Below are 19,877 nucleotides of genomic sequence, written 5' to 3' on the forward strand. Positions count from 1 at the left end.
ATCTCCATTCCTGTCGTCCGCCGGAGTCTCCATGTCCCGCCCTGCCCTGTCCTCCCTGGAAAATGCCAGCGAATTCATCGCCCGCCACATCGGCATCACTGCCGAAGACGAACAGCACATGCTGTCGGTGATCGGTGAAGCCTCGCGCCAGTCCCTGATCGATTCCATCGTGCCGGCAAATATCCGCCGCACTGCCGCGATGGATCTGCCCGCCGCCATCACCGAAGCCGATGCACTGGCCGAACTGAAGGCCATCGCCGGCAAGAACCAGCACCAGATGAAGAGCTTCATCGGCCAGGGCTACTACAGCAACCACCTGCCCACGGTGATCCTGCGCAACGTGCTGGAAAACCCCGCCTGGTACACCTCGTACACGCCCTACCAGGCCGAGATCAGCCAGGGCCGCATGGAAGCGCTGGTGAACTTCCAGACCATGGTCGCCGAACTGACCGGCATGCCGATTGCCAACGCCTCCATGCTGGATGAAGCCACCGCCGCCGCCGAAGCCATGACGCTGGCCAAGCGCACGGTGAAGGCCAAGGGCAACGTGATCATCGTCAGTGGTGACGCACATCCGCAGACGATCGAGGTGATGCAGACGCGCGCCGCGCCGCTGGGCCTGAGCATCAAGGTGGTGCAGTCGCACGCCGAATGGGATGCCGCCATCGCCGCTGACGACTACTTTGCCGCGCTGATCCAGTACCCGGCCAGCAGCGGCTGGCTGATGGACTGGAGCGCCGAATCCGACAAGATCCACGCCAAGAACGCCGCCGTCATCATGGCCAGCGACCTGCTGGCACTGACGCTGCTGAAGACGCCCGGTGAAATGGGCGCCGACATCGTGGTCGGCTGTGCGCAACGCTTTGGCATGCCGATGGGTGCCGGCGGCCCGCACGCCGGCTTCATGGCCTGCATGGACAACTTCAAGCGCAGCATGCCCGGCCGTCTGGTCGGCGTCAGCGTGGACGTGCACGGCAAGCCGGCCTATCGCCTGGCGCTGCAGACACGCGAACAGCACATCCGCCGCGAAAAGGCCACCAGCAACATCTGTACCGCGCAGGCGCTGCCGGCCATCATCTCCAGCATGTACGCGGTCTACCACGGCCCCGAAGGCCTGAAGCGCATCGCCAGCCGCGTCGCGCGCCTGACCGCGATCCTGGCTGCCGGCCTGCAGCAGCTGGGCCATGCCAACCTGCATGGCGACACCGCCTTCGACACCATCAGCCTGAAGACCGATGACGCGACCGACGCCCTGGCCGCACGCGCCGTGCAGCTGGGTGCCAACCTGCGCAAGGCCTGGGATAGCTACCTGTGCATCTCGCTGGACGAGACCCACACGCGCGCCGATGTCGAGCTGCTGTGGAGCATCTTCGGCGAAGGCAAGACCCTGCCCGACTTTGACGCGCTGGAACAATCCGCTGCCGACTTGATCCCCGAAGCGCTGCGCCGCAGCAGCGACTTCATGACGCACCCGGTATTCAACTCGCACCACAGCGAAACCGGCATGCTGCGCTACATCCGCACCCTGTCCGACAAGGACCTCGCGCTGGACCGCAGCATGATCCCGCTGGGCAGCTGCACCATGAAGCTGAACGCCACCAGCGAGATGATCCCGATCACCTGGGCCGAGTTCGCCAACGTGCACCCGTTTGCCCCGTTGGAACAGCAGGCCGGTTACGCCGAGCTGGATCAGCAGCTGCGCCGCTGGCTGTCCAACATCACCGGCTATGCCGATGTCAGCCTGCAGCCCAACGCCGGTTCGCAGGGCGAGTACGCCGGCCTGCTGGCGATCAAGGCCTGGCAGGAAGCGCGCGGCCAAAGCCAGCGCGACATCTGCCTGATCCCGGCCAGTGCCCACGGCACCAACCCTGCCAGCGCCATCATGGCCGGCCTGAAGGTGGTGGTCACCGCCACCGACGCCCAGGGCAACGTCGACATGGACGACCTGAAGGCCAAGTGCGAGAAACACAGCGAGCAGCTGGCCTGCGTCATGATCACCTACCCGAGCACGCACGGCGTGTTCGAGCAGCAGGTCAAGGCGCTGTGCGAGCTGGTGCACAGCCATGGTGGCCGCGTCTACCTGGACGGTGCCAACATGAACGCCATGGTCGGCGTGGCCGCACCGGGCGAGTTTGGCGGTGACGTCAGCCACCTGAACCTGCACAAGACCTTCTGCATCCCGCACGGTGGCGGCGGCCCCGGCGTCGGTCCGGTCTGCGTGGTGGAAGACCTGGTGCCCTACCTGCCCGGCCACCAGACCGGCGGTGACCAGCGCACCATCGGTGCCGTCAGTGCCGCGCCCTACGGCAACGCCAGCGTGCTGCCGATCACCTGGATGTACATCCGCATGATGGGTGCCGACGGCCTGACCCAGGCCACCGAAGCCGCCATCCTGAGCGCCAACTACATCAGCAAGCGCCTGGCCGACCACTACCCGACGCTGTACGCCAGCGCCAACGGCCACGTCGCGCACGAATGTATCCTGGACCTGCGCGGCCTGAAGGACACCAGCGGCGTGATGGCCGAGGACGTGGCCAAGCGTCTGGCCGATTATGGCTTCCACGCGCCGACGCTGAGCTTCCCGGTGGCCAACACGCTGATGGTGGAGCCGACCGAGAGCGAGACGCTGGAAGAGCTGGAGCGCTTCATCCAGGCCATGATCGCCATCCGCGAGGAAATCCGCCAGGTCGAGCAAGGTGCCTGGCCGCAGGACGACAACCCGCTGAAGAATGCGCCGCACACGGCCGACAGCCTGCTGGCTGCCGACTGGGCACATCCCTACAGCCGCGACACCGGCGCAGCGCTGGCCGGCCGCCTGCCGGGCACGGTCAAGTACTGGCCGCCGGTTGGCCGCGTGGACAACGTCTACGGCGACCGCAACCTGTTCTGCAGCTGCATCCCGCTGTCGGAATACGCCGAATAAGTCCTACCTGATTGACGGGTTGCCTGCGGTTTCTGGCGTAACCGCAGGCAAATGCCCATAAAATCAGGACAAATTGCCATTTGGCCCATCCTGCATGGGTCGGAAGCGGGTGCATCGTGCCCGTGGCGCCATCTGCCCACCCCCAACCTCCGACGCCTGCATGACCTTGATGCTCCTGCTGGCGCTGCCGTTCCTAGGGAGCGCCCTGGCAGCCCTGCTGCCTACCCACGCCCGTAACGCTGCTGCAACCCTCTCCGCACTGGTAGCCCTTGCTGCCCTGGTGCAGGTCGCGCTGATGTTCCCTGAACTGCAGGCCGGCCACGTGCTGCGCGAGGAATGGGTCTGGCTGCCGAATGTCGGCCTCAACTTCATCATCCGGGTCGACGGTTTTGCCTGGATGTTTGCCATGCTGGTCACCGGCATCGGCATGCTGGTGGCCCTCTATGCGCGCTACTACATGTCCAAGGACGATCCGGTACCGCGCTTCTTCTCCTTCTTCCTCGCCTTCATGGGCGCCATGCTTGGCGTGGTGCTGTCGGGCAACCTGGTACAGCTGGTGTTCTTCTGGGAGCTGACCAGCCTGTTCTCCTTCCTGCTGATCGGTTACTGGCACCACCGCAAGGACGCGCGCCGCGGCGCGCGCATGGCGCTGACCGTCACGGGCGCCGGCGGGCTGGCCCTGCTGGGCGGCGTGCTGCTGCTTGGCCATATCGCCGGCAGCTACGAGCTGGACGTGGTGCTGGCCTCGGGTGACCGCATCCGCGCCCACCCCTACTACCTGCCGATGCTGGTGCTGGTGCTGCTAGGCGCACTGACCAAGAGCGCGCAGTTTCCCTTCCATTTCTGGCTGCCGCGCGCCATGGCCGCGCCGACGCCAGTCTCGGCCTACCTGCACTCGGCGACGATGGTGAAGGCTGGCGTGTTCCTGCTGGCGCGCCTGTGGCCGGCGCTGGCCGGCACCGAGGCATGGTTCTGGATCCTGGGCGGCGCTGGTGCCATCACCCTGGTGATCGGCTCGTTCAAGGCGATCTTCCAGAATGACCTGAAAGGCCTGCTGGCCTACTCCACCGTCAGCCAGCTCGGCCTGATCGCGGTGCTGCTGTCGCTCAACAGCCCGATGGCGGCCGTGGCCGGCGTGTTCCACATCATCAATCACGCCACTTTCAAGGCCTCGCTGTTCATGACCGCTGGCATCATCGACCACGAGACCGGTACGCGCGACATCCGTCGCCTGTCCGGCCTGATCCACGTGATGCCGATCACCGGCACACTGGCGATCGTGGCCAGTGCCGCCATGGCCGGCGTACCGCTGCTCAACGGCTTCCTGTCCAAGGAAATGTTCTTTGCCGAAACCGTGCATCTCGATGCCACCGGCTGGCTCGAGATAACCCTGCCGCTGCTGGCACTGGCAGCCTCGATGTTCGGCATGGCCTATTCGCTGCGCTTTACCGCCAGCGTGTTCTTCGGCAAGCTGTCGAAGAACCTGCCGCGCGAACCGCACGAGCCGGTGCGCTGGATGCGCATCCCGATCGAGCTGCTGGTGCTGCTGTGCCTGCTGGTCGGCACCCTGCCCGAAGCGTTTATCGGCCAGGTGCTGGCGGTGGCCGCCACGCCTGTGGTCGGCGGCCAGCTGCCGGAATACAGCCTGGCGCTGTGGCACGGCTGGAACGCACCGCTGATCATGAGCCTGATCGCCATGGTGGGCGGCATCACGCTCTACCTGCTGCTGCGCAAGCCGCAGGATCAGGATCGCATCCGCCACACGCCACTGCTCGGCCGTCTGGATGGCGAGCGCATGTTCAACTGGTGCATGGCGCTGCTGCAACAGTCGGCACGCAAGTTCCAGCGCATCGCCTACACGCGCCGGCTGCAGGCGCAGATGTTCATGCTGATCCTGAGCTGCATCGTGGTGGTGGCGGCCTCGCTAGCGGTGTCCGGCCTGAGCTGGGGCGACCGTCCCGGCCTGCCGCTGACAGCCGACTTTGCCCTGCTCTGGCTGGTCGGTGCCGCCTGCGCCATCGGTGCCGCGGCCCAGGCCAAGTTCCACCGGCTGGCAGCGCTGATCCTGATGGGCGGTGCCGGCCTGGTGGTCTGCCTGACCTTTGTCTGGTTCTCGGCGCCCGACCTGGCGCTGACACAGCTGTCGGTCGAAGTGGTGACCACCATCGTGTTCCTGCTGGCGCTGCGCTGGCTGCCCAAGCGCGAGCCGCGCGACGACAGCCTGGACCTGCGTGCCCGCATCCGCCGCCTGCGTGACCTGATTCTGGCCATCGTCGTCGGTACCGGCATGGCGGTGCTGTCCTATGCGCTGATGACGCGCCAGACACCGCAAAGCATTTCGCCCTTCTTCCTCGAGCGCGCGCTGCCGGAAGGCGGCGGCACCAACGTGGTGAACGTGATGCTGGTCGATTTCCGTGCCTTCGACACCATGGGCGAGATCGTGGTGCTGGCCGCAGTCGGCCTGACCGTGTATGCGCTGCTGCGCCGCTTCCGTCCGCCGCTGGAAAGCATCGAGCTGCCGCGCCAGCAGGCCGCCACCCCGGCCGACCTGCTGACCGACCTGGTCAACCCGCGCAGCGTGCCGGATACCGCGGTCGGCTACCTGATGGTGCCGGCGGTGCTGACGCGCGTGCTGCTGCCAATCACCATGCTGCTGTCGGCGCACCTGTTCCTGCGCGGCCACAATGCGCCCGGCGGCGGCTTTGTCGCCGGCCTGGTGATGTCGATCGGCCTGCTGGCGCAGTTCATGATTGCCGGCACGCAATGGGTCGAGGCCCACTTCAACCTGGACCTGCGCCGCTGGGTCTCCTACGGCCTGCTGATCGCCGGCCTGACCGGACTCGGCTCGCTGGCGCTGGGCTATCCTTTCATGACCACGCACACCGCACACGTCACGCTGCCGCTGCTGGGCGAGATCCACCTGCCCACCGCCGCGCTGTTCGACCTCGGCGTGTTCATGGTGGTGGTCGGTTCCACCCTGCTGATGCTGACCGCGATTGCCCACCAGTCGATCCGCCGCCAGCGCAAGCCGGTACGCGATGAGGGCGCCACCTCCGAATCGGTGGCACCGGACCGCGAAGAATACGACAAGGAGAACACCTGATGGAACTCGTCATGGCCATTGCCATCGGCATCCTGACCGGCTCCGGCATCTGGCTGGTGCTGCGCCCGCGAACCTTCCAGCTCATCATCGGGCTGTCGCTGCTGTCCTATGCCGTCAACCTGTTCATCTTCGTTTCCGGCAGCCTGACCATTGCGCGTGAGCCGATCGTACTGTCCTGGCTGCTGCCAACGCTGCAGAACTACACCGACCCGATGCCGCAGGCACTGGTACTGACCGCCATCGTGATCGGCTTTGCCACCACCGCACTGTTCCTGGTGGTGATGCTGGCCGCGCGCGGCCTGGCCGATACCGACCACGTGGACGGCAAGGAATACAAGGCCAAGGAGTACCAGCCGTGAGGGAGTGGATTGCCAGCCTGATGCCCCACCTGCTGGTCGCGCCGGTGCTGCTGCCAATGCTGACCGCCGCCATCATGCTGCTGCTGGGCGAGCGCACCAGCTGGGCCAAGCGCATCGTGGCGCTGGTGTCCTGTTCGCTGGGCGTGATCATCGCCCTGCTGGTGCTGGTCTGGGTGCGTGGCGGCGATGGCGCGCTCGGTGTCGGTGTCTACCTGCCGGGCAACTGGCAGGTGCCGTTCGGCATCTCGCTGGTCGCCGACCGGCTGACGGCCATGATGCTGCTGATCACCTCGGTGATCGGCCTGTGCGCCATGCTGTTTGCCATGGCCGGCTGGGACAAGGCCGGCGTGCATTTCTATTCGCTGTTCCAGCTGCAGCTGATGGGCCTGAACGGTGCCTTCCTGACGGCCGACCTGTTCAACCTGTTCGTGTTCTTCGAGATCATGCTGACCGCTTCCTACGGCTTGCTGCTGCATGGCACGGGCTGGCCACGGGTGCGTTCGGGCATGCACTACATCGCCTTCAACCTGATGGCCTCGCTGCTGTTCCTGCTGGGCGCGGCCATGCTGTACGGCGTGACCGGCACGCTGAACATGGCCGACATGGCGACCAAGATCCCGCTGATTCCGGAAAGCGACCGCGGCCTGCTGCACGCCGGTGCCGCCCTGCTGGCAATGGCCTTCCTGTCCAAGGCCGCGATCTGGCCGATGAACTTCTGGCTGGCGCCGGCCTACTCGGCCGCGAGCCCGGCGGTCGCGGCGCTGTTTGCCGTGATGACCAAGGTCGGCCTGTACGCTCTGCTGCGCCTGTGGACGCTGCTGTTCCCGCCCAGCGCCACCGGCTCCGAACTGTTCGGCAGCGAATGGCTGACCTGGGCCGGCCTGCTCACCATCGGCTTTGCCTCGATCGGCCTGTTTGCCTCGCAGCGTCTGGGCAAGCTGGCCGGCTTCTCGGTGCTGGTGTCGTCCGGCACGCTGCTGGCGGCCTTCGGCTTTGGCCAGGCCACTGTCACCGGCGGCGCGCTCTACTACCTGATCAGCTCCACGCTGGCGATGAGCGCGCTGTTCCTGGTGATCGACCTGATCGAACGCGCGCGCCAGGAAGAAGAAAAAGTCCCGTCCTTCGACCCGGACGAGGAAGGCCTGCCCTTCCCGATCGACATGCTGGAGCCGCCGCCCGAAACCAACCTGGACGAGAAGGAAGAAGCGCTGATCGGCCGCGCCATCCCCGGCGCGATTGCCGTGCTGGGCGTCTCCTTCATCATGTGCGCGCTGCTGATCGCCGGCCTGCCGCCGATGTCCGGCTTTGTCGGCAAGGTGGTGATGCTGACCGGCCTGATCAACCCGCACGGCATGGGCGTCTACGGTGCCGACATCCCGGTCACGGCCTGGGTGCTGCTGGTGATGATCATCGTCTCCGGCCTGCTCGCCACCATTGCCTATTCGCGCGCCGGCATCCGCTTTTTCTGGGCACCCCAGGACCGGCCAGCCCCCTGGCTGCGCGTGATCGAGATCGTGCCGATCACGGTACTGCTGGGCCTGTGCGTGCTGCTGATCGTGCATGTCGGCTCGGTGCTGCGCTATACCGAGCGCACCGCCCACATGCTGCACGTGCCGACCGCCTATATCGATGCCGTCAAGGCGACGCGCGTCAAGCCGGGCCCGACCTCGCAGCCGCTACCAGCGGCCGTGCCGCATCCGGTTCCAGTGCCGCAGCAACCCGCCGCGTCGGCGCCAGTCATCACGCCGCGCATCGCCCCGGTGCCGATGCCGGCCGCCAGCCCGCCGGCCAGCGTGCCGCCGGCCCTGCCAGGAGCGTCCTCATGATGCGCCGCCTGTTTCCCTCCCCGCTGCTGTCGGCATCGCTGGTCGCGATCTGGCTGCTGATCAACGAATCGCTCTCGGCCGGCAACTGGATCCTGGCGCTGCTGCTGGGCTGGTTGCTGCCGCTGCTGTTTGGTTCGCTGCGCCCGCAGCGCCCGCGTATCCGCCGCCCGCTGCTGCTCACGCGCCTGATCTTTCGGGTCGGCTACGACGTGCTGATCTCGGTAGTCGAAGTCGCCCGGGGCGTGTTCGTCTCCGGCAAGCGCGAACCGAACAGCCAGTTCGTGGTGATTCCGCTGGAGCTGCGTGACCCGAGTGCACTGGCCTCGCTGGCCGTGATCACCACCGTGGTACCCGGCACCGTCTGGTGCGAGCTGGCGCGCGACAGCAGCGCCGTCATGCTGCACGTCTGGGACCTGCAGGACGAAGCCACCTTCATCAAGATGTACAAGACCCGTTACGAGTCTGCCCTGCTGGAGATTTTCCAATGATCGACCTGATGCAATCGATGAATCCGGTGCTGCACGTGGCGCTGCTGTTCACGCTGTTCTGCTACGCGCTGGCGGTCTGCATGGCGCTGTGGCGGCTGCTGCACGGCCCGTCGGCGCAGGACCGCATCCTGGCGCTGGACTATGTCTACATGGTGGCGATGCTGGCGGTGCTGGTACTGGGTATCCGCAACATGAGTACCATGTATTTCGAGGCAGCCCTGCTGATCGCGCTGACCGGCTTTGTCAGCTCGGCCGCACTGGCCAAGTTCCTGCTGCGCGGGGAGGTGATCGAATGAATACGGTCCTGCCCTGGTGGGTCGAGACGCTGGTCTCGCTGCTGCTGGTGGCCAGCGGCATCTTTGCCGTGCTGGCCAGCTGGGGGCTGCTGCAGCTCAAGAGCTTCTTCAAGCGCCTGCACCCGACGGCACTGGTCACCACCGCTGCCGCCTGGTGCGTCACGCTGGCTTCGGTGGTCTATTTCAGCACCGTCAATGCACGGCTGTCGCTCAGCACCTGGCTGATCATCATCATCCTGTCGATTTCGGTGCCGATCACTACCGTGCTGCTGGCGCGCGCTGCCGTGTTCCGGCACCGCCAGGCCGGCGATCCGCGCCTGCCGCAGCCGCTGCTGCGCGGCCGGCAAGCGCAGCAGGAGCAGGAATAAGGGATCAGCGGCCGATGGCTGCGCCGAGGCGTTCCGGCGACACGTAGAACTGGCGGTACTCCTCGAACGGCATGGTGTCGGCCGCCTCGATCGCCTGCTGCTGCGTGACCGATTCGGTGGCCAGGCGGGCAAAATCGGCGCGTTCTTCGGCACTTGGCGGTTGCGCCAGCATGCGCGCACGCACCTCGGCCGAACGCTCGCGCACAAAGGCCACGAAGGTCTGATCGGCCGTTTCCAGCGTACGCGCCAGCACACGCGCCGAAGGCAAGCGTGCGGGATCGTCCAGGCTGGCCTGCGCTGCCGCCAGCGCCTGTGCATGGCTGCTGCCGCCCAACTGCGCATCGAGCTGCTGTGCCAGCGGCTGCATCTCGTCCAGCAGTTGCTGCGCCCATTCGGTCAGCACCACCTCGGTACCGTTGCGCTCCAGGCGCAGGCCCGGTTCACGGCCACGTGCCGCCACCAGCTGCTGGTTGCGTCCGAGCGCCTCAATCTCTTCCAGGCTGTCCGGCGGGCTGTCGCTGAGCAGCGCATGCAGCAGGAATACGTCCAGGAAGCGGATGGTATCCAGATCAATGCCCACATCCAGGAACGGATTCAGGTCCATCAGGCGCACTTCCACGTACTCCACGCCGCGCTCGCGCAGCGCGTGCAGTGGGCGCTCGCCCTGGCGGATCACGCGCTTGGGCCGGATCGTGCCGTAGAACTCGTTCTCGATCTGCAGCAGTGCGGTATCAAGCTGGTTGTAGTCGCCACCCGGGTTGGTGATGCCAATCGTCTCATAGGCCGGGTAAGGCTGCGTCAGCGCCTCGTTCAGCGAGGCGGCATAGCCTTCCAGGCTGTTGTAGCTCACGTGCAGCGACGACTGGGCATCGCTCTGGTAGCCGAGCCGGCCCATGCGCAGCGAAGTCGCATGCGGCAGGTACATGGTCTTGTCGCCCAGCGGCTGCAGCATGTGGTCGCGGCCCTCGACAAAGGTCTTGCACACCGCCGGTGACGCGCCAAACAGGTAGAGCAGCAGGAAGGCGTGGCGGCGGAAATTGCGGATCAGGCCAAAGTAGCCATCGCTGTCCACGCCCGGCAGCGACCAGTTGTAGTGGATGCCAGAAATCGTCTGCATGCGGCGGCCGTAGCGGTGGCCCAGGCCCATGCGGTAGACGCTCTTGGCGCGGCCCACGTTGGAGTTGCCGTAGCGGCCAAGCGGAATCGTCTCGTCGGTCGGCAGGCCACAGGGCATGCTGGCGACCCAGAGCATCTCGTTGCCCTTTTCGGCCAGCACCTGGTACACCTCGCGGTGCACGCGCTCCAGCTCGTCCAGCACCTGTTCGGCACTGGCATGGACGCCGGTGACCAGCTCCAGCTGCGATTCGCTGAAGTCGGTCGTGATATGCGGGTGCGTGAGCGGCGAGCCCAGCTCGGCCGGATGCGGCGTCAGGGCCAATTTGCCATCAGGCAGCGCACGCAGGCTCTCCTTCTCGAGGCCGCGGCGCATGCCTTTCAGCTGCTCAGGGGTCAGTGGCCCCATCTTCTTTTGCAGGTCGGTCATGGTGTTGGGTTGGTGGCTCATGCCACACTTTTTCGAACGTGCGCAACAGTAACACAGGCCGGCCTGGTCTGCTGGCGATCCGGGCATAACTCCACCGAAAGGACTAGCCCTTCCCCACCATCACACGGGCTGGCGCGCGTGGCCTTTTGCCCTATAAATGGGCTATGGAGCAAGCCGCCGTCACCCCCTCTCCCGTACTGCGTGACCGCTTCGGTCGGCAGGTTGATTACGTGCGCGTCTCGGTCACCGACCGCTGCGACCTGCGCTGCAGCTATTGCATGCCACGGCGCTTCCGCGGCTTCGAACAACCCGAGCACTGGCTGAGCTTTGACGAGATCGAGCGCGTGCTGGCGGCCTTTGCCCGCATGGGGACGCGCCGCATCCGCCTGACCGGCGGCGAACCGCTGCTGCGCAAGAACCTGGCCGGGCTGGCACAACGCCTCGCCGCCCTGCCCGGCATCGAGGATCTCTCGCTCACCACCAATGGCACCCAGCTGACAAAGCTGGCGCCCGCCCTGCGCGCCGCCGGCGTGCAGCGGCTCAACGTCAGCCTCGATTCCCTGCGCCGCGACTGCGTGCAGCAGATCACCGGCAGCGATTGCCTGCAGCACGTGCTCGACGGCCTGCAGGCGGCCAAGGCAGCTGGTTTCGAACGCATCAAGATCAATATGGTGCCGCTGGTCGGCGTCAACGATGGCGACATGGAGGCCATGGTCGCCTACTGCATCGAGAACGGTTTCGTGCTGCGCCTGATCGAGGCCATGCCCATGGGCAGCACCGGCCAGGCCAGCAAGGGCATGCCATTGCAACCGTTGCTGCAACGGCTGCAGCAGCAGTTCGGCCTGCTGCCCTGTACCGTACCGCTCGGTGGCGGCCCGGCCCGTTACTGGACCGCACCCGATACCGGCTTCACGCTCGGCCTGATCACCCCCATGTCCCAGCATTTTTGCGCCACCTGCAACCGCGTGCGATTGTCGGTCGATGGCATACTCTATCTGTGCCTGGGACAGGAGCAGCGCGTGGAGTTGCGGCCGCTGCTGCGCGCCGGCTGCACCGATGCCGAACTGGAGGCCACGCTGCGGCAGGCCATCGAACTCAAGCCCGAACAGCACGATTTCCTGCGCCAGCCAGAGAAGATCGTGCGCTTCATGTCCATCACAGGAGGCTGACCATGCCCCAATCCGTAGACCATCTGGTAGAAGGCTTCAAGCGTTTTCAGCACAATTATTTTGGCTCCAGTTCGGTGTTCGACACGCTGCGCGAAGGCCAGCGTCCCAGCACGCTGATCATCGGTTGCTGCGATTCGCGCGTGCACCCGCCCATGCTGACCGACACCGCCCCGGGCGAAGTGTTTACCGTACGCAACGTGGCCAACCTGGTGCCGCCCTGCGAGCCGGACAACCCGCATGCCAGCGTCGCCGCCGCCCTCGAGTTTGCCGTGCTGGCGCTCGAAGTCGAGCACGTGATCGTGATGGGCCACTCCGCCTGCGGCGGCATCCGCGCGCTGATGAACCGCACCGCCATCGCCGATTCCGCACTGGGCAAGTGGCTGGCCGTGGCCGAACCGGCACGCCAGCATGTCTGCCTGCACCACGCCGATGCCAGTGCGCAGGAGCAGCAAAAGCTGGCCGAGCAGGCCGCCATCCTGGTATCGCTCAACAACCTGCTCAGCTACCCCTGGGTGGCAGATCGTGTCGCCGAAGGCAGCCTGGTGCTGCATGGCTGGTATTTCGACCTGCGCGAGGGTGCGCTCTGGGGTTATGACGCCGAGCAGCACGCCTTTACCGCGCTGGTCTGCCCGCTCACCGCCACCGCCCTGGTCGCCGCCTGAGCCGCATGAACCTGTCGAACCTGCCGAGCCGCCACAGTCTCAGTACCAAGCTGATCGTGCTGGCGGTGCTGTGGCTGGTCGTGGCCACGGTGTCCATCGGCTACACGCTGTCGCTGTCCTGGCAGCTGCAGGGCGGCGGTGCCGCCATCAACGATGCCGGCAGCCTGCGCATGCGCAGCTACCACATGCTGGTCATGCTGAGCCAGCAACAGCCGCGTGAAGTCATCGAGGCCGACCAGCGCATCTTCGAGCAGACCCTGAACACCCTGATCGATGGCGATCCGGCACGGCCGCTGATGCTGCCTGACACCCCGGAAATCCAGAGCCTGGCCCAGGTCATCAAGCGCCAGTGGCAGGTTGACATGCTGCCGCTGCTGGAGCCGGTCGGGACGCGTCAGATCGGCCTGGCCACGCTCAATGCCGAAGTGGATCGTTTCGTCGCCAACATCAACCAGCTGGTGCGCCTGATCGAACAGCACAATGCGCAGAACACCGCCATGCTGCGCATGTTCCAGTTCCTGCTGATCGGCATGGCCTTTATCGGCGCGCTGACCATGATCTACATGCTCTACCTGATGGTGATCCTGCCGGTCAGCCAGCTGCACGATGCCACCCTGCGCCTGAGCCAGGGCTCGCTCGATAGCCGCGTCGAACTGGACAGCCAGGACGAATTCGGTGTGCTCGCCACCGGCTTCAACACCATGGCCGAGCACCTGCAGGAACTGCTGCAGGACATGGAGCACAAGGTGCAGGAAAAGACACGGGAGCTGGAAGACAACAACCTGCAACTGCGCACCCTGTACGCCGTTACCACCCTGCTCAACCAGAAGCAGGAGCTGGAACAGGCCAGCAACGGCTTTCTGGAGCAGGTGATGCGACTCACCGGTGCCGAGGCCGGTTTTGTGCGCCTGCTGGATCCGGATCGCGACATGATGGACGTGGTGGCCCAGATTGGCGTCCCCGATGGGCTGCTGCATCAGTCGGACTGCAAGCACACCAGCGGCTGCTATTGCGGCCGCTCGCTGCAGGCTGTGCAGCCAATCACGCTGCACACCAGTACCGAGCGCGTGCTGCAGGACAACGGCGAGCGGCTGCACTGCGCGCGTGCCGGTTTCGAAAGCTTTGCGATTTTCCACGTGCGCACCAACCGGCAGGATCTGGGCATCTACACCCTGTTCTTCCGCCAGGAGCACAACCTGACCGATGACGAGCACAAGCTGCTGGAAGCGCTGGGCAGCCACCTGGGCGTCACCATCAACAACATCCGCCTGGCCGCGCGCGACCGCCAGCTCGCCGTGATGGAAGAGCGCAACCTGATGGCGCAAGGCCTGCACGACAGCATCGCGCAATCGCTCTCCTTCCTGAACCTGCAGGTGCAGATGCTGGAAGCCGCACTCGCCAACGGTGAAAAAGACCAGGTGCAGGAAAACCTGGCCTTCATCCGCACCGGCGTGCAGGAAAGCTACGAGGATGTACGCGAGCTGCTGCTGAACTTCCGCGTGCGCATCAGCAAGCAGGAGCTGCCGGATGCGGTACGTACGCTGCTGCAGCGCTTCGAGCAGCAGACGCGCGTCGCCACCCATCTGGAGCTGGGCGGCGACGGCCTGCCACTGAGCCCGCAGGAGCAGCTGCAGGTCATCTTCATCCTGCAGGAGGCGCTGTCCAACGTGCGCAAGCATGCCCAGGCCAGCCATGTGGATGTGCGTATCCGCAATGATGCCGATCTGGTGATGACGGTGACCGATAATGGACGCGGAATCGATCTGGCTGAAATGGAATCGCGCCAGTCGCGCCACGTGGGCATGTCCATCATGGAAGAACGTGCCCGACGCATCCACGCCAGCATCCGCTTTGATCACATGCCCCAGGGCGGCACGCGCGTCACGCTGCACCTGCCGGAAAAAGAACGCAACGCCACATGACTACCGACACCGCATCCAGCCCGATCCGCATCCTGCTGGTCGATGACCACACGCTGTTCCGCAGCGGCCTGAAGGCGCTGCTGCAGCGCCAGTCCGACTTCCAGGTCGTGGGCGAAGCCGGTGACGGCCTGGAAGGCGTCAAGCTGGCCGACCAGCTGCAGCCCGATGTGGTGCTACTGGATCTGGACATGCCAGTCATGCATGGCCGCGATGCGCTGGCGCAGCTGCTCAACACCCAGCCGCAGCTGGCAGTACTGATGCTCACCGTTTCGGAAGACAGCGAAGACCTGGCCGAGTGCATGAAAACCGGCGCGCGCGGCTATCTGCTGAAAAAGATCGATGCCGATTTCCTGCTCTCCGCCATCCGCCGTGCCGTCGATGGCGACAACGTGCTGTCACCCGAGATGACGGCCAAGCTGGTGCAGCGCCTGCGCGCGCCGGCGGCCAGCAGCCAGGCCCCCGAATACGAATCGCTCACCCCGCGCGAGCGTGAGACCCTCTCCTGGCTGGCCCAGGGCGCCAGCAACAAGCAGATTGCACGCGAGATGGACGTGGCCGAAAGCACGATCAAGGTGCACGTGCAGAACATCCTGCGCAAGCTGAACCTGCACAGCCGTGTGCAGGCGGCCGTCTACGCCGTCGAGAACGGCTTTGACAAGCTGGACCGGGACTGATCCCGGCACCAACTCATCGCGTCAGGCCGGCACCGCCAGGATCACGCTGGAAGCCTTGAACAGCGCGCTGGCCGGCTGGCCCTCGGCCAGCTGCAGCTTGTCGGCGCTCTCCCGGGTCACGATCGCCGCCACCGACTGGCCATGGCCCAGGTCGATAACGACTTCGGTATTCACGGCACCCGGATGCAGACGGCTGATCGTGCCCGACATGCAGTTGCGCGCCGATACCTTCACGCCCTCCATCTCCACGCCCAGCAGGATCGCCGATGCCTTGACCAGCGCCAGTGCCTGCGCGCCCTCGACCAGACCCAGCGCCAGCACGCTGTCATGCGTCACGGTGGCGACAATCTCCTGCCCGCCCGGCAATGCCAGCACCACCTCGTCGTTCACGGCACCGCGTGTGAGCCGTCTTACCGTACCCAGATACTGATTGCGCGCACTCGTCTGCATGGTCATTCTCCTTACCAGTTGATAATCATCGACTAGGCCATTGGCCTGCTGCTCCAGCAGCTGCACAAAGCGCGCGTGCGCCTCCTCCAGCTGGCGGAAGTTGTGGATCAACCGTTCGCCGCGTTCGGTCAGCCGGGTACCGCCGCCGCCCTTGCCACCGGCCACACGCTCCACCAGCGCCTCGCCGGCCAGCTGGTTCATCGCATCGACCGTGTCCCAGGCGTTCTTGTAACTGATGCCAACCGACTTGGCGGCGCGCGTGATCGAGCCATCCGTGGCAATACGCTCCAGCAGCGCCACTTGCTGGGCACCGCCCAGCCGCCTGCCATCCACCGTCATGTCCAGGGAGCCCTGCAGGGCAATGGCAGTTGTCAGGTCATCGGGGGTGGACATGGGGACAGGCTCCGGATTCAGCTGACAGCCTGTGCGACCGTGGGCAGCACGGACCGATGCATGGTCGCATCGATGGTACGCGCCGCAGGCTGGATGCCCGAGGATACCACCTGCCCTCCGTCTAGCCGGAACACCTGCTGCCCCAGCAAGCGCGCGTCTTCGGCATCGTGCGTGATCAGCAGCATCGGCAGCTGCAGGCGCTGCTGCAGCTCCAGCAATTCCTCACGCATGCTCTGGCGCAAGTCGGCGTCCAGCGCGGCAAACGGCTCGTCCAGCAGCAGCACGCGCGGATGCCCGATCAACGCACGCGCCAGGGCCACGCGCTGGCGCTGGCCGCCGGACAGCTCCAGCGGATACTGCTGCGCCATGTGCTCCAGCCCCATGGTCTGCAGCCATTGCAGCGCCTCGGCATGTTGCGCGCGGCGCGACGGATTGCGCCAGCCGCGCTGCAGGCCAAAGGCCACGTTCTGCACCACGTTCAGGTGCGGAAACAGCGCATAGTCCTGGAACACGACACCGGTGCGCCGCTGCTGCGGGCTCAGGTTGATACCCTGCGCGGCATCGAACAAGGTCTCGCCGGCGATGCGCACATGGCCCTGATCCGGCTGCATCAGCCCGGCAATCGCCTTCAGCGTCATGGTCTTGCCCGATCCGGAAGGCCCGAGCAGCACCACGCGCTTGCTGTCGGTCTGCAACTGCACCTGCAGCGCAAACGTGCGCTCACCCGAACGCAAGGTCTTGTGAATAGAAAGATCAAACACCATGGCGCTTATCCCTGTCGATGGGTCTGGTGGCCCGGTGCCAGCCGGCCGGCCAGCATCAGCACGGAGATGCAGGTGATCGACGTAATCAGCACCAGCATATTCGCCAGGTCGTCCTGACCGGCCTGCACCGCCTCGTAAATCGCGATCGACAGCGTCTGCGTCTTGCCGGGAATGCTGCCCGCCACCATCAGCGTGGCGCCGAATTCACCCAGTGCCCGTGCAAACGCCATCAGCACGCCCGCCAGAATGCCACGCCAGGCCAGCGGCAGCGTGACACGGAAAAACACCGCCCACTCGCTCAGTCCCAGCACGCGTGCCGCCTGTTCAAGCCGGCCATCGACCGACTCGAAGGCCGCGCGCGCCGGCTTGAACACCAGCGGAAACGCCACCACCGTGGCCGCGACCACCGCGCCCTGCCAGCTGAAGATCAGGCTGATGCCAAAGGTCTCCTTGAGCCAGCCGCCAACCCAGCCACGGCTGCCAAACACCACCAGCAAGTAGTAGCCCAGCACCGTAGGCGGCAGCACCATCGGCAGCGTCAGCACCGTATCCAGCAGATCGCGCCCGGGAAAGCGCTTGCGCGCCAGCAGATAGCCCGTGCCCACGCCCAGCACCAGCCCGCACAGCGTGGCCAGGCCTGCCACCTTCAGCGACAGCAGGATGACCGGCAGGATGGCGCTTTCTTCAGGCACGGATCAGCTCCTGTCTCAGGGCTTGCTGAAACCGTAGCGCTGCAGCACGGCCTGGCCAGCCGGCGACTGCACGTAGCGGATAAAGCGGCGGCCTTCCACCTGCTGCGTGCTCTCCGCCACCGGCGCAATCGGATAGCGGATCACCACGTCCAGCGGCACGGTGTACACGACCTTCACCTTGTCCTTCATGATGGCGGCATCGGTGCTGTAGACCAGTCCGGCATCGACCTCGCCACGCGCCACATAGTCCAGCACCTGACGCACGCTGGTACCGTTGATCAGCTTGGGCTGCACCTGCTTCCACTGCGCCAGGCGCTGCAGCGGCGGCATGCTGTAACGCCCCACCGGCACGCTGGCCGGGTTGCCGATGGCCACGCGCTTCACGCCCGCCTGCGCCAGATCGCCCAGGTTGCGCACCGCCAGGCGGCTGTCCACCGGCGTGATCAGCACCAGCGTATTGCGCACAAAATCCTGGCGCTCGCCGCGCTTGACCAGGTTCTGCTGCTCGGCCTGGTGCATGGTTTCCTGGTCGGCCGAGGCAAACACGTCCACCGGCGCGCCCTTGGCAATCTGCTGCAACAGCTGGCCAGACGCAGCAAAGTTGAAGTTCACCTTGGCATCAGGGTACTGGCGCTGGTAGTTCTGGCCCAGTTCCTTGAAGGCATTGGTCAGGCTGGCGGCGGCAGAGACGGTGATCTCGGCGGCATGGGCCACGGCACCCGCTGACAGCAACAGCGCAGCCAGCAGCACGGGGCGGAAACGGGACAGACGGGACATGGGAGCTCCTGATTCAGTTAGCGTTATGCACGTTGGTATATTGCGCTTTTCCGGAAAAACCGCCCGAAGGCGGTTCTTCCGTCTAGCCCTTGGGGCTATCGATCAGACACGGCGTGGACGCACCAGCTGCCATGCACGGCCCAGATAGGTCACGCTGGCAAAGCCGCTCCACACGTGCACCAGGCGGGTGAACGGGAAGATCACGAACAGCGTCATGCCCATGAACAGGTGCAGCTTGAACACCCAGGAGGCATTGACGATGAAGTCGGCAGCACCGCCACGGAAGGTCACGATGTGCTGCGCCCAGGTCATCAGGGTCACCATTTCATGGCCGTCCAGGTGACCCAGCGACACGAAGATGGTGGACAGGCCCAGCAGCAGCGTGACCAGGATCCAGATCATGACCAGCTTGTCACGCCAAGTGGTGTTGGCCGCCAGACGCTCGTTGCCAAAGCGGCGGGCCAGCAGCATCAGCACGCCGATCAGGCACATGACACCGAAAATGCCGCCCATCACGATGGCGAAAACCTGCTTCTGGCCGTGGCTGATGCCCAGCGTTTCCCAGACGATCATCGGCGTCAGCAGGCCGAACAGGTGGCCAAAGAACAGGCCCAGGATGCCAACGTGGAACAGGATGTTGGCCACGCGCAGGTTGCCCGTATACAGCGTCTGGCTCGACTCCGATTTCCACGAATACTGCTCGCGGTCGAAGCGGATCAGGCTGCCCAGGAAGAACACGGTCAGCGCAATATACGGATAGATTCCGAATACGAATTGGTGCAGATAGCTCATGAGGTTTCTCCTTGCGGTCAGGCCGGCTGCGGCGTCTGGCGGTAGAAGTTGATGGGGGCCACAGCCGAAGTCGGCTTGAGCAGCGGCTCAATGCCGTCCACGCCCGGACCAAAGGTTTCCATGGCCTCGTCCATGTCACGCACAGGCGGGGTCACCAGCGGTTCGGGCGTTACCGGAGACAGGCTGACTGCCGCCTGCAGCACGCCGGCATACGGCGAGTTGCTCTCGGCCAGCTTGACGGCCACGTGGTTGAGCACGTGCACGGCATCACCCAGCAAGGGCGTAGCCACCTCGGGCTCGCACTGCGACAGGAATTCCAGGAACAGCGGCACGTAGTCGGGCAGCTCCTCGCTGACCATCTCGAAGCCGTGGGTCTTGTACTCTTCCATCAGGTCGACCATGGCCTGGCCGCGCGCACGGTCCTCGCCATGGATGTGCTCGAACAGGTGCAGCGAGTGCGCCGGGTTGCGGTCGAAAGTTGCCACATAGTTTTCCTGCAGGGCGATCATGTCGCCGCTGCCCAGATGGGTCAGCAGCGGCTCGATCTGCTGCAGCAGTGCAGGCTGGGCCGACAGCACCGTGCGGATCTCGGGCAGGGCCTGGATCAGCTCCTGCTCGGGATAGCACAGCAGTGCCGACATGGCCTGGAAGTGCATGGTGTTCATGGTTCAGACCT

The 19,877-nt window shown here is 65.4% G+C and carries 18 protein-coding genes; 11 read left to right on the plus strand and 7 right to left on the minus strand.

Going from position 1 to position 19,877, the window contains the following annotated elements:
* Positions 1-31: 31 nt before the first annotated feature.
* From gcvP to ACI3EV_RS10460, 7 genes are all read left to right on the plus strand, one after another.
* Positions 32-2,923 carry an aminomethyl-transferring glycine dehydrogenase gene (gene gcvP, locus ACI3EV_RS10430; RefSeq protein WP_337690076.1) on the plus strand — a complete coding sequence of 964 codons (2,892 nt, stop codon included), beginning with the start codon at positions 32-34 and terminating at the stop codon, positions 2,921-2,923.
* Positions 2,924-3,083: 160 nt separating this feature from the next.
* A complete protein-coding gene (locus tag ACI3EV_RS10435; protein WP_329769437.1) occupies positions 3,084-6,026 on the plus strand; it encodes a monovalent cation/H+ antiporter subunit A in 2,943 nt (980 codons plus the stop codon).
* Entirely contained in the window at positions 6,026-6,385 is a 360-nt protein-coding gene (locus tag ACI3EV_RS10440; RefSeq protein ID WP_329769438.1) for a Na+/H+ antiporter subunit C, read from the plus strand. The genes ACI3EV_RS10435 and ACI3EV_RS10440 overlap by 1 nt, the downstream gene beginning before the upstream one ends.
* A gap of 20 nt (positions 6,386-6,405) precedes the next feature.
* Positions 6,406-8,211 carry a monovalent cation/H+ antiporter subunit D gene (locus ACI3EV_RS10445; protein ID WP_405197990.1) on the plus strand — a complete coding sequence of 602 codons (1,806 nt, stop codon included), beginning with the start codon at positions 6,406-6,408 and terminating at the stop codon, positions 8,209-8,211.
* Positions 8,208-8,699: a Na+/H+ antiporter subunit E gene (locus ACI3EV_RS10450; protein ID WP_329769440.1), complete on the plus strand. Its 492-nt coding sequence runs from the start codon at positions 8,208-8,210 to the stop codon at positions 8,697-8,699. The genes ACI3EV_RS10445 and ACI3EV_RS10450 overlap by 4 nt, the downstream gene beginning before the upstream one ends.
* Entirely contained in the window at positions 8,696-8,995 is a 300-nt protein-coding gene (locus ACI3EV_RS10455; protein ID WP_405197991.1) for a K+/H+ antiporter subunit F, read from the plus strand. The genes ACI3EV_RS10450 and ACI3EV_RS10455 overlap by 4 nt, the downstream gene beginning before the upstream one ends.
* Positions 8,992-9,363: a monovalent cation/H(+) antiporter subunit G gene (locus tag ACI3EV_RS10460; protein ID WP_337690072.1), complete on the plus strand. Its 372-nt coding sequence runs from the start codon at positions 8,992-8,994 to the stop codon at positions 9,361-9,363. Before ACI3EV_RS10455 ends, ACI3EV_RS10460 begins: the two co-directional genes overlap by 4 nt.
* Positions 9,364-9,367: 4 nt before the next feature.
* On the opposite strand, the gene gshA is transcribed toward ACI3EV_RS10460, so the two are convergent.
* On the minus strand, positions 9,368-10,927 hold the full coding sequence (gene gshA, locus ACI3EV_RS10465; RefSeq protein WP_405197992.1) for a glutamate--cysteine ligase: 1,560 nt from the start codon (positions 10,925-10,927) through the stop codon (positions 9,368-9,370).
* Positions 10,928-11,070: 143 nt separating this feature from the next.
* Between gshA and moaA the strand changes: the two genes are divergently transcribed.
* The 4 genes from moaA to ACI3EV_RS10485 are packed head-to-tail and all read left to right on the plus strand — an operon-like array spanning position 11,071 to position 15,333.
* On the plus strand, positions 11,071-12,075 hold the full coding sequence (gene moaA / locus ACI3EV_RS10470; protein ID WP_337690070.1) for a GTP 3',8-cyclase MoaA: 1,005 nt from the start codon (positions 11,071-11,073) through the stop codon (positions 12,073-12,075).
* A 2-nt stretch (positions 12,076-12,077) separates the two neighbouring features.
* A complete protein-coding gene (locus ACI3EV_RS10475; protein WP_337690069.1) occupies positions 12,078-12,737 on the plus strand; it encodes a carbonic anhydrase in 660 nt (219 codons plus the stop codon).
* A gap of 5 nt (positions 12,738-12,742) precedes the next feature.
* Positions 12,743-14,659, plus strand: coding sequence for an ATP-binding protein (locus ACI3EV_RS10480; protein WP_337690067.1), 1,917 nt, complete (start codon positions 12,743-12,745; stop codon positions 14,657-14,659).
* Positions 14,656-15,333, plus strand: coding sequence for a response regulator transcription factor (locus tag ACI3EV_RS10485; RefSeq protein WP_329769446.1), 678 nt, complete (start codon positions 14,656-14,658; stop codon positions 15,331-15,333). The genes ACI3EV_RS10480 and ACI3EV_RS10485 overlap by 4 nt, the downstream gene beginning before the upstream one ends.
* Before the next feature lie 21 nt (positions 15,334-15,354).
* On the opposite strand, the gene ACI3EV_RS10490 is transcribed toward ACI3EV_RS10485, so the two are convergent.
* The 6 genes from ACI3EV_RS10490 to narJ all read right to left on the minus strand — a co-directional run bounded on the left by ACI3EV_RS10490 (position 15,355) and on the right by narJ (position 19,866).
* Entirely contained in the window at positions 15,355-16,176 is an 822-nt protein-coding gene (locus ACI3EV_RS10490) for a TOBE domain-containing protein (RefSeq protein WP_337690064.1), read from the minus strand.
* A gap of 17 nt (positions 16,177-16,193) precedes the next feature.
* Positions 16,194-16,940, minus strand: coding sequence for an ATP-binding cassette domain-containing protein (locus ACI3EV_RS10495; RefSeq protein WP_337690062.1), 747 nt, complete (start codon positions 16,938-16,940; stop codon positions 16,194-16,196).
* Between the two features lie 5 nt (positions 16,941-16,945).
* Positions 16,946-17,632 carry a molybdate ABC transporter permease subunit gene (gene modB, locus ACI3EV_RS10500; protein ID WP_337690060.1) on the minus strand — a complete coding sequence of 229 codons (687 nt, stop codon included), beginning with the start codon at positions 17,630-17,632 and terminating at the stop codon, positions 16,946-16,948.
* A gap of 15 nt (positions 17,633-17,647) precedes the next feature.
* Complete coding sequence (gene modA, locus ACI3EV_RS10505; RefSeq protein WP_337690058.1) at positions 17,648-18,409, minus strand: molybdate ABC transporter substrate-binding protein; 762 nt, start codon at positions 18,407-18,409, stop codon at positions 17,648-17,650.
* Positions 18,410-18,511: 102 nt separating this feature from the next.
* Positions 18,512-19,201 carry a respiratory nitrate reductase subunit gamma gene (narI, locus tag ACI3EV_RS10510; RefSeq protein WP_337690057.1) on the minus strand — a complete coding sequence of 230 codons (690 nt, stop codon included), beginning with the start codon at positions 19,199-19,201 and terminating at the stop codon, positions 18,512-18,514.
* 17 nt (positions 19,202-19,218) lie between these two features.
* Positions 19,219-19,866, minus strand: a complete 648-nt coding sequence (gene narJ / locus ACI3EV_RS10515) for a nitrate reductase molybdenum cofactor assembly chaperone (protein ID WP_337690055.1) — start codon at positions 19,864-19,866, stop codon at positions 19,219-19,221.
* Between the last annotated feature and the right edge of the window lie 11 nt (positions 19,867-19,877).

The sequence above is a fragment of the Allobrachymonas wangyanguii genome (assembly GCF_045055315.1).
GTDB classification, from domain to species: domain Bacteria; phylum Pseudomonadota; class Gammaproteobacteria; order Burkholderiales; family Burkholderiaceae_C; genus Brachymonas; species Brachymonas wangyanguii.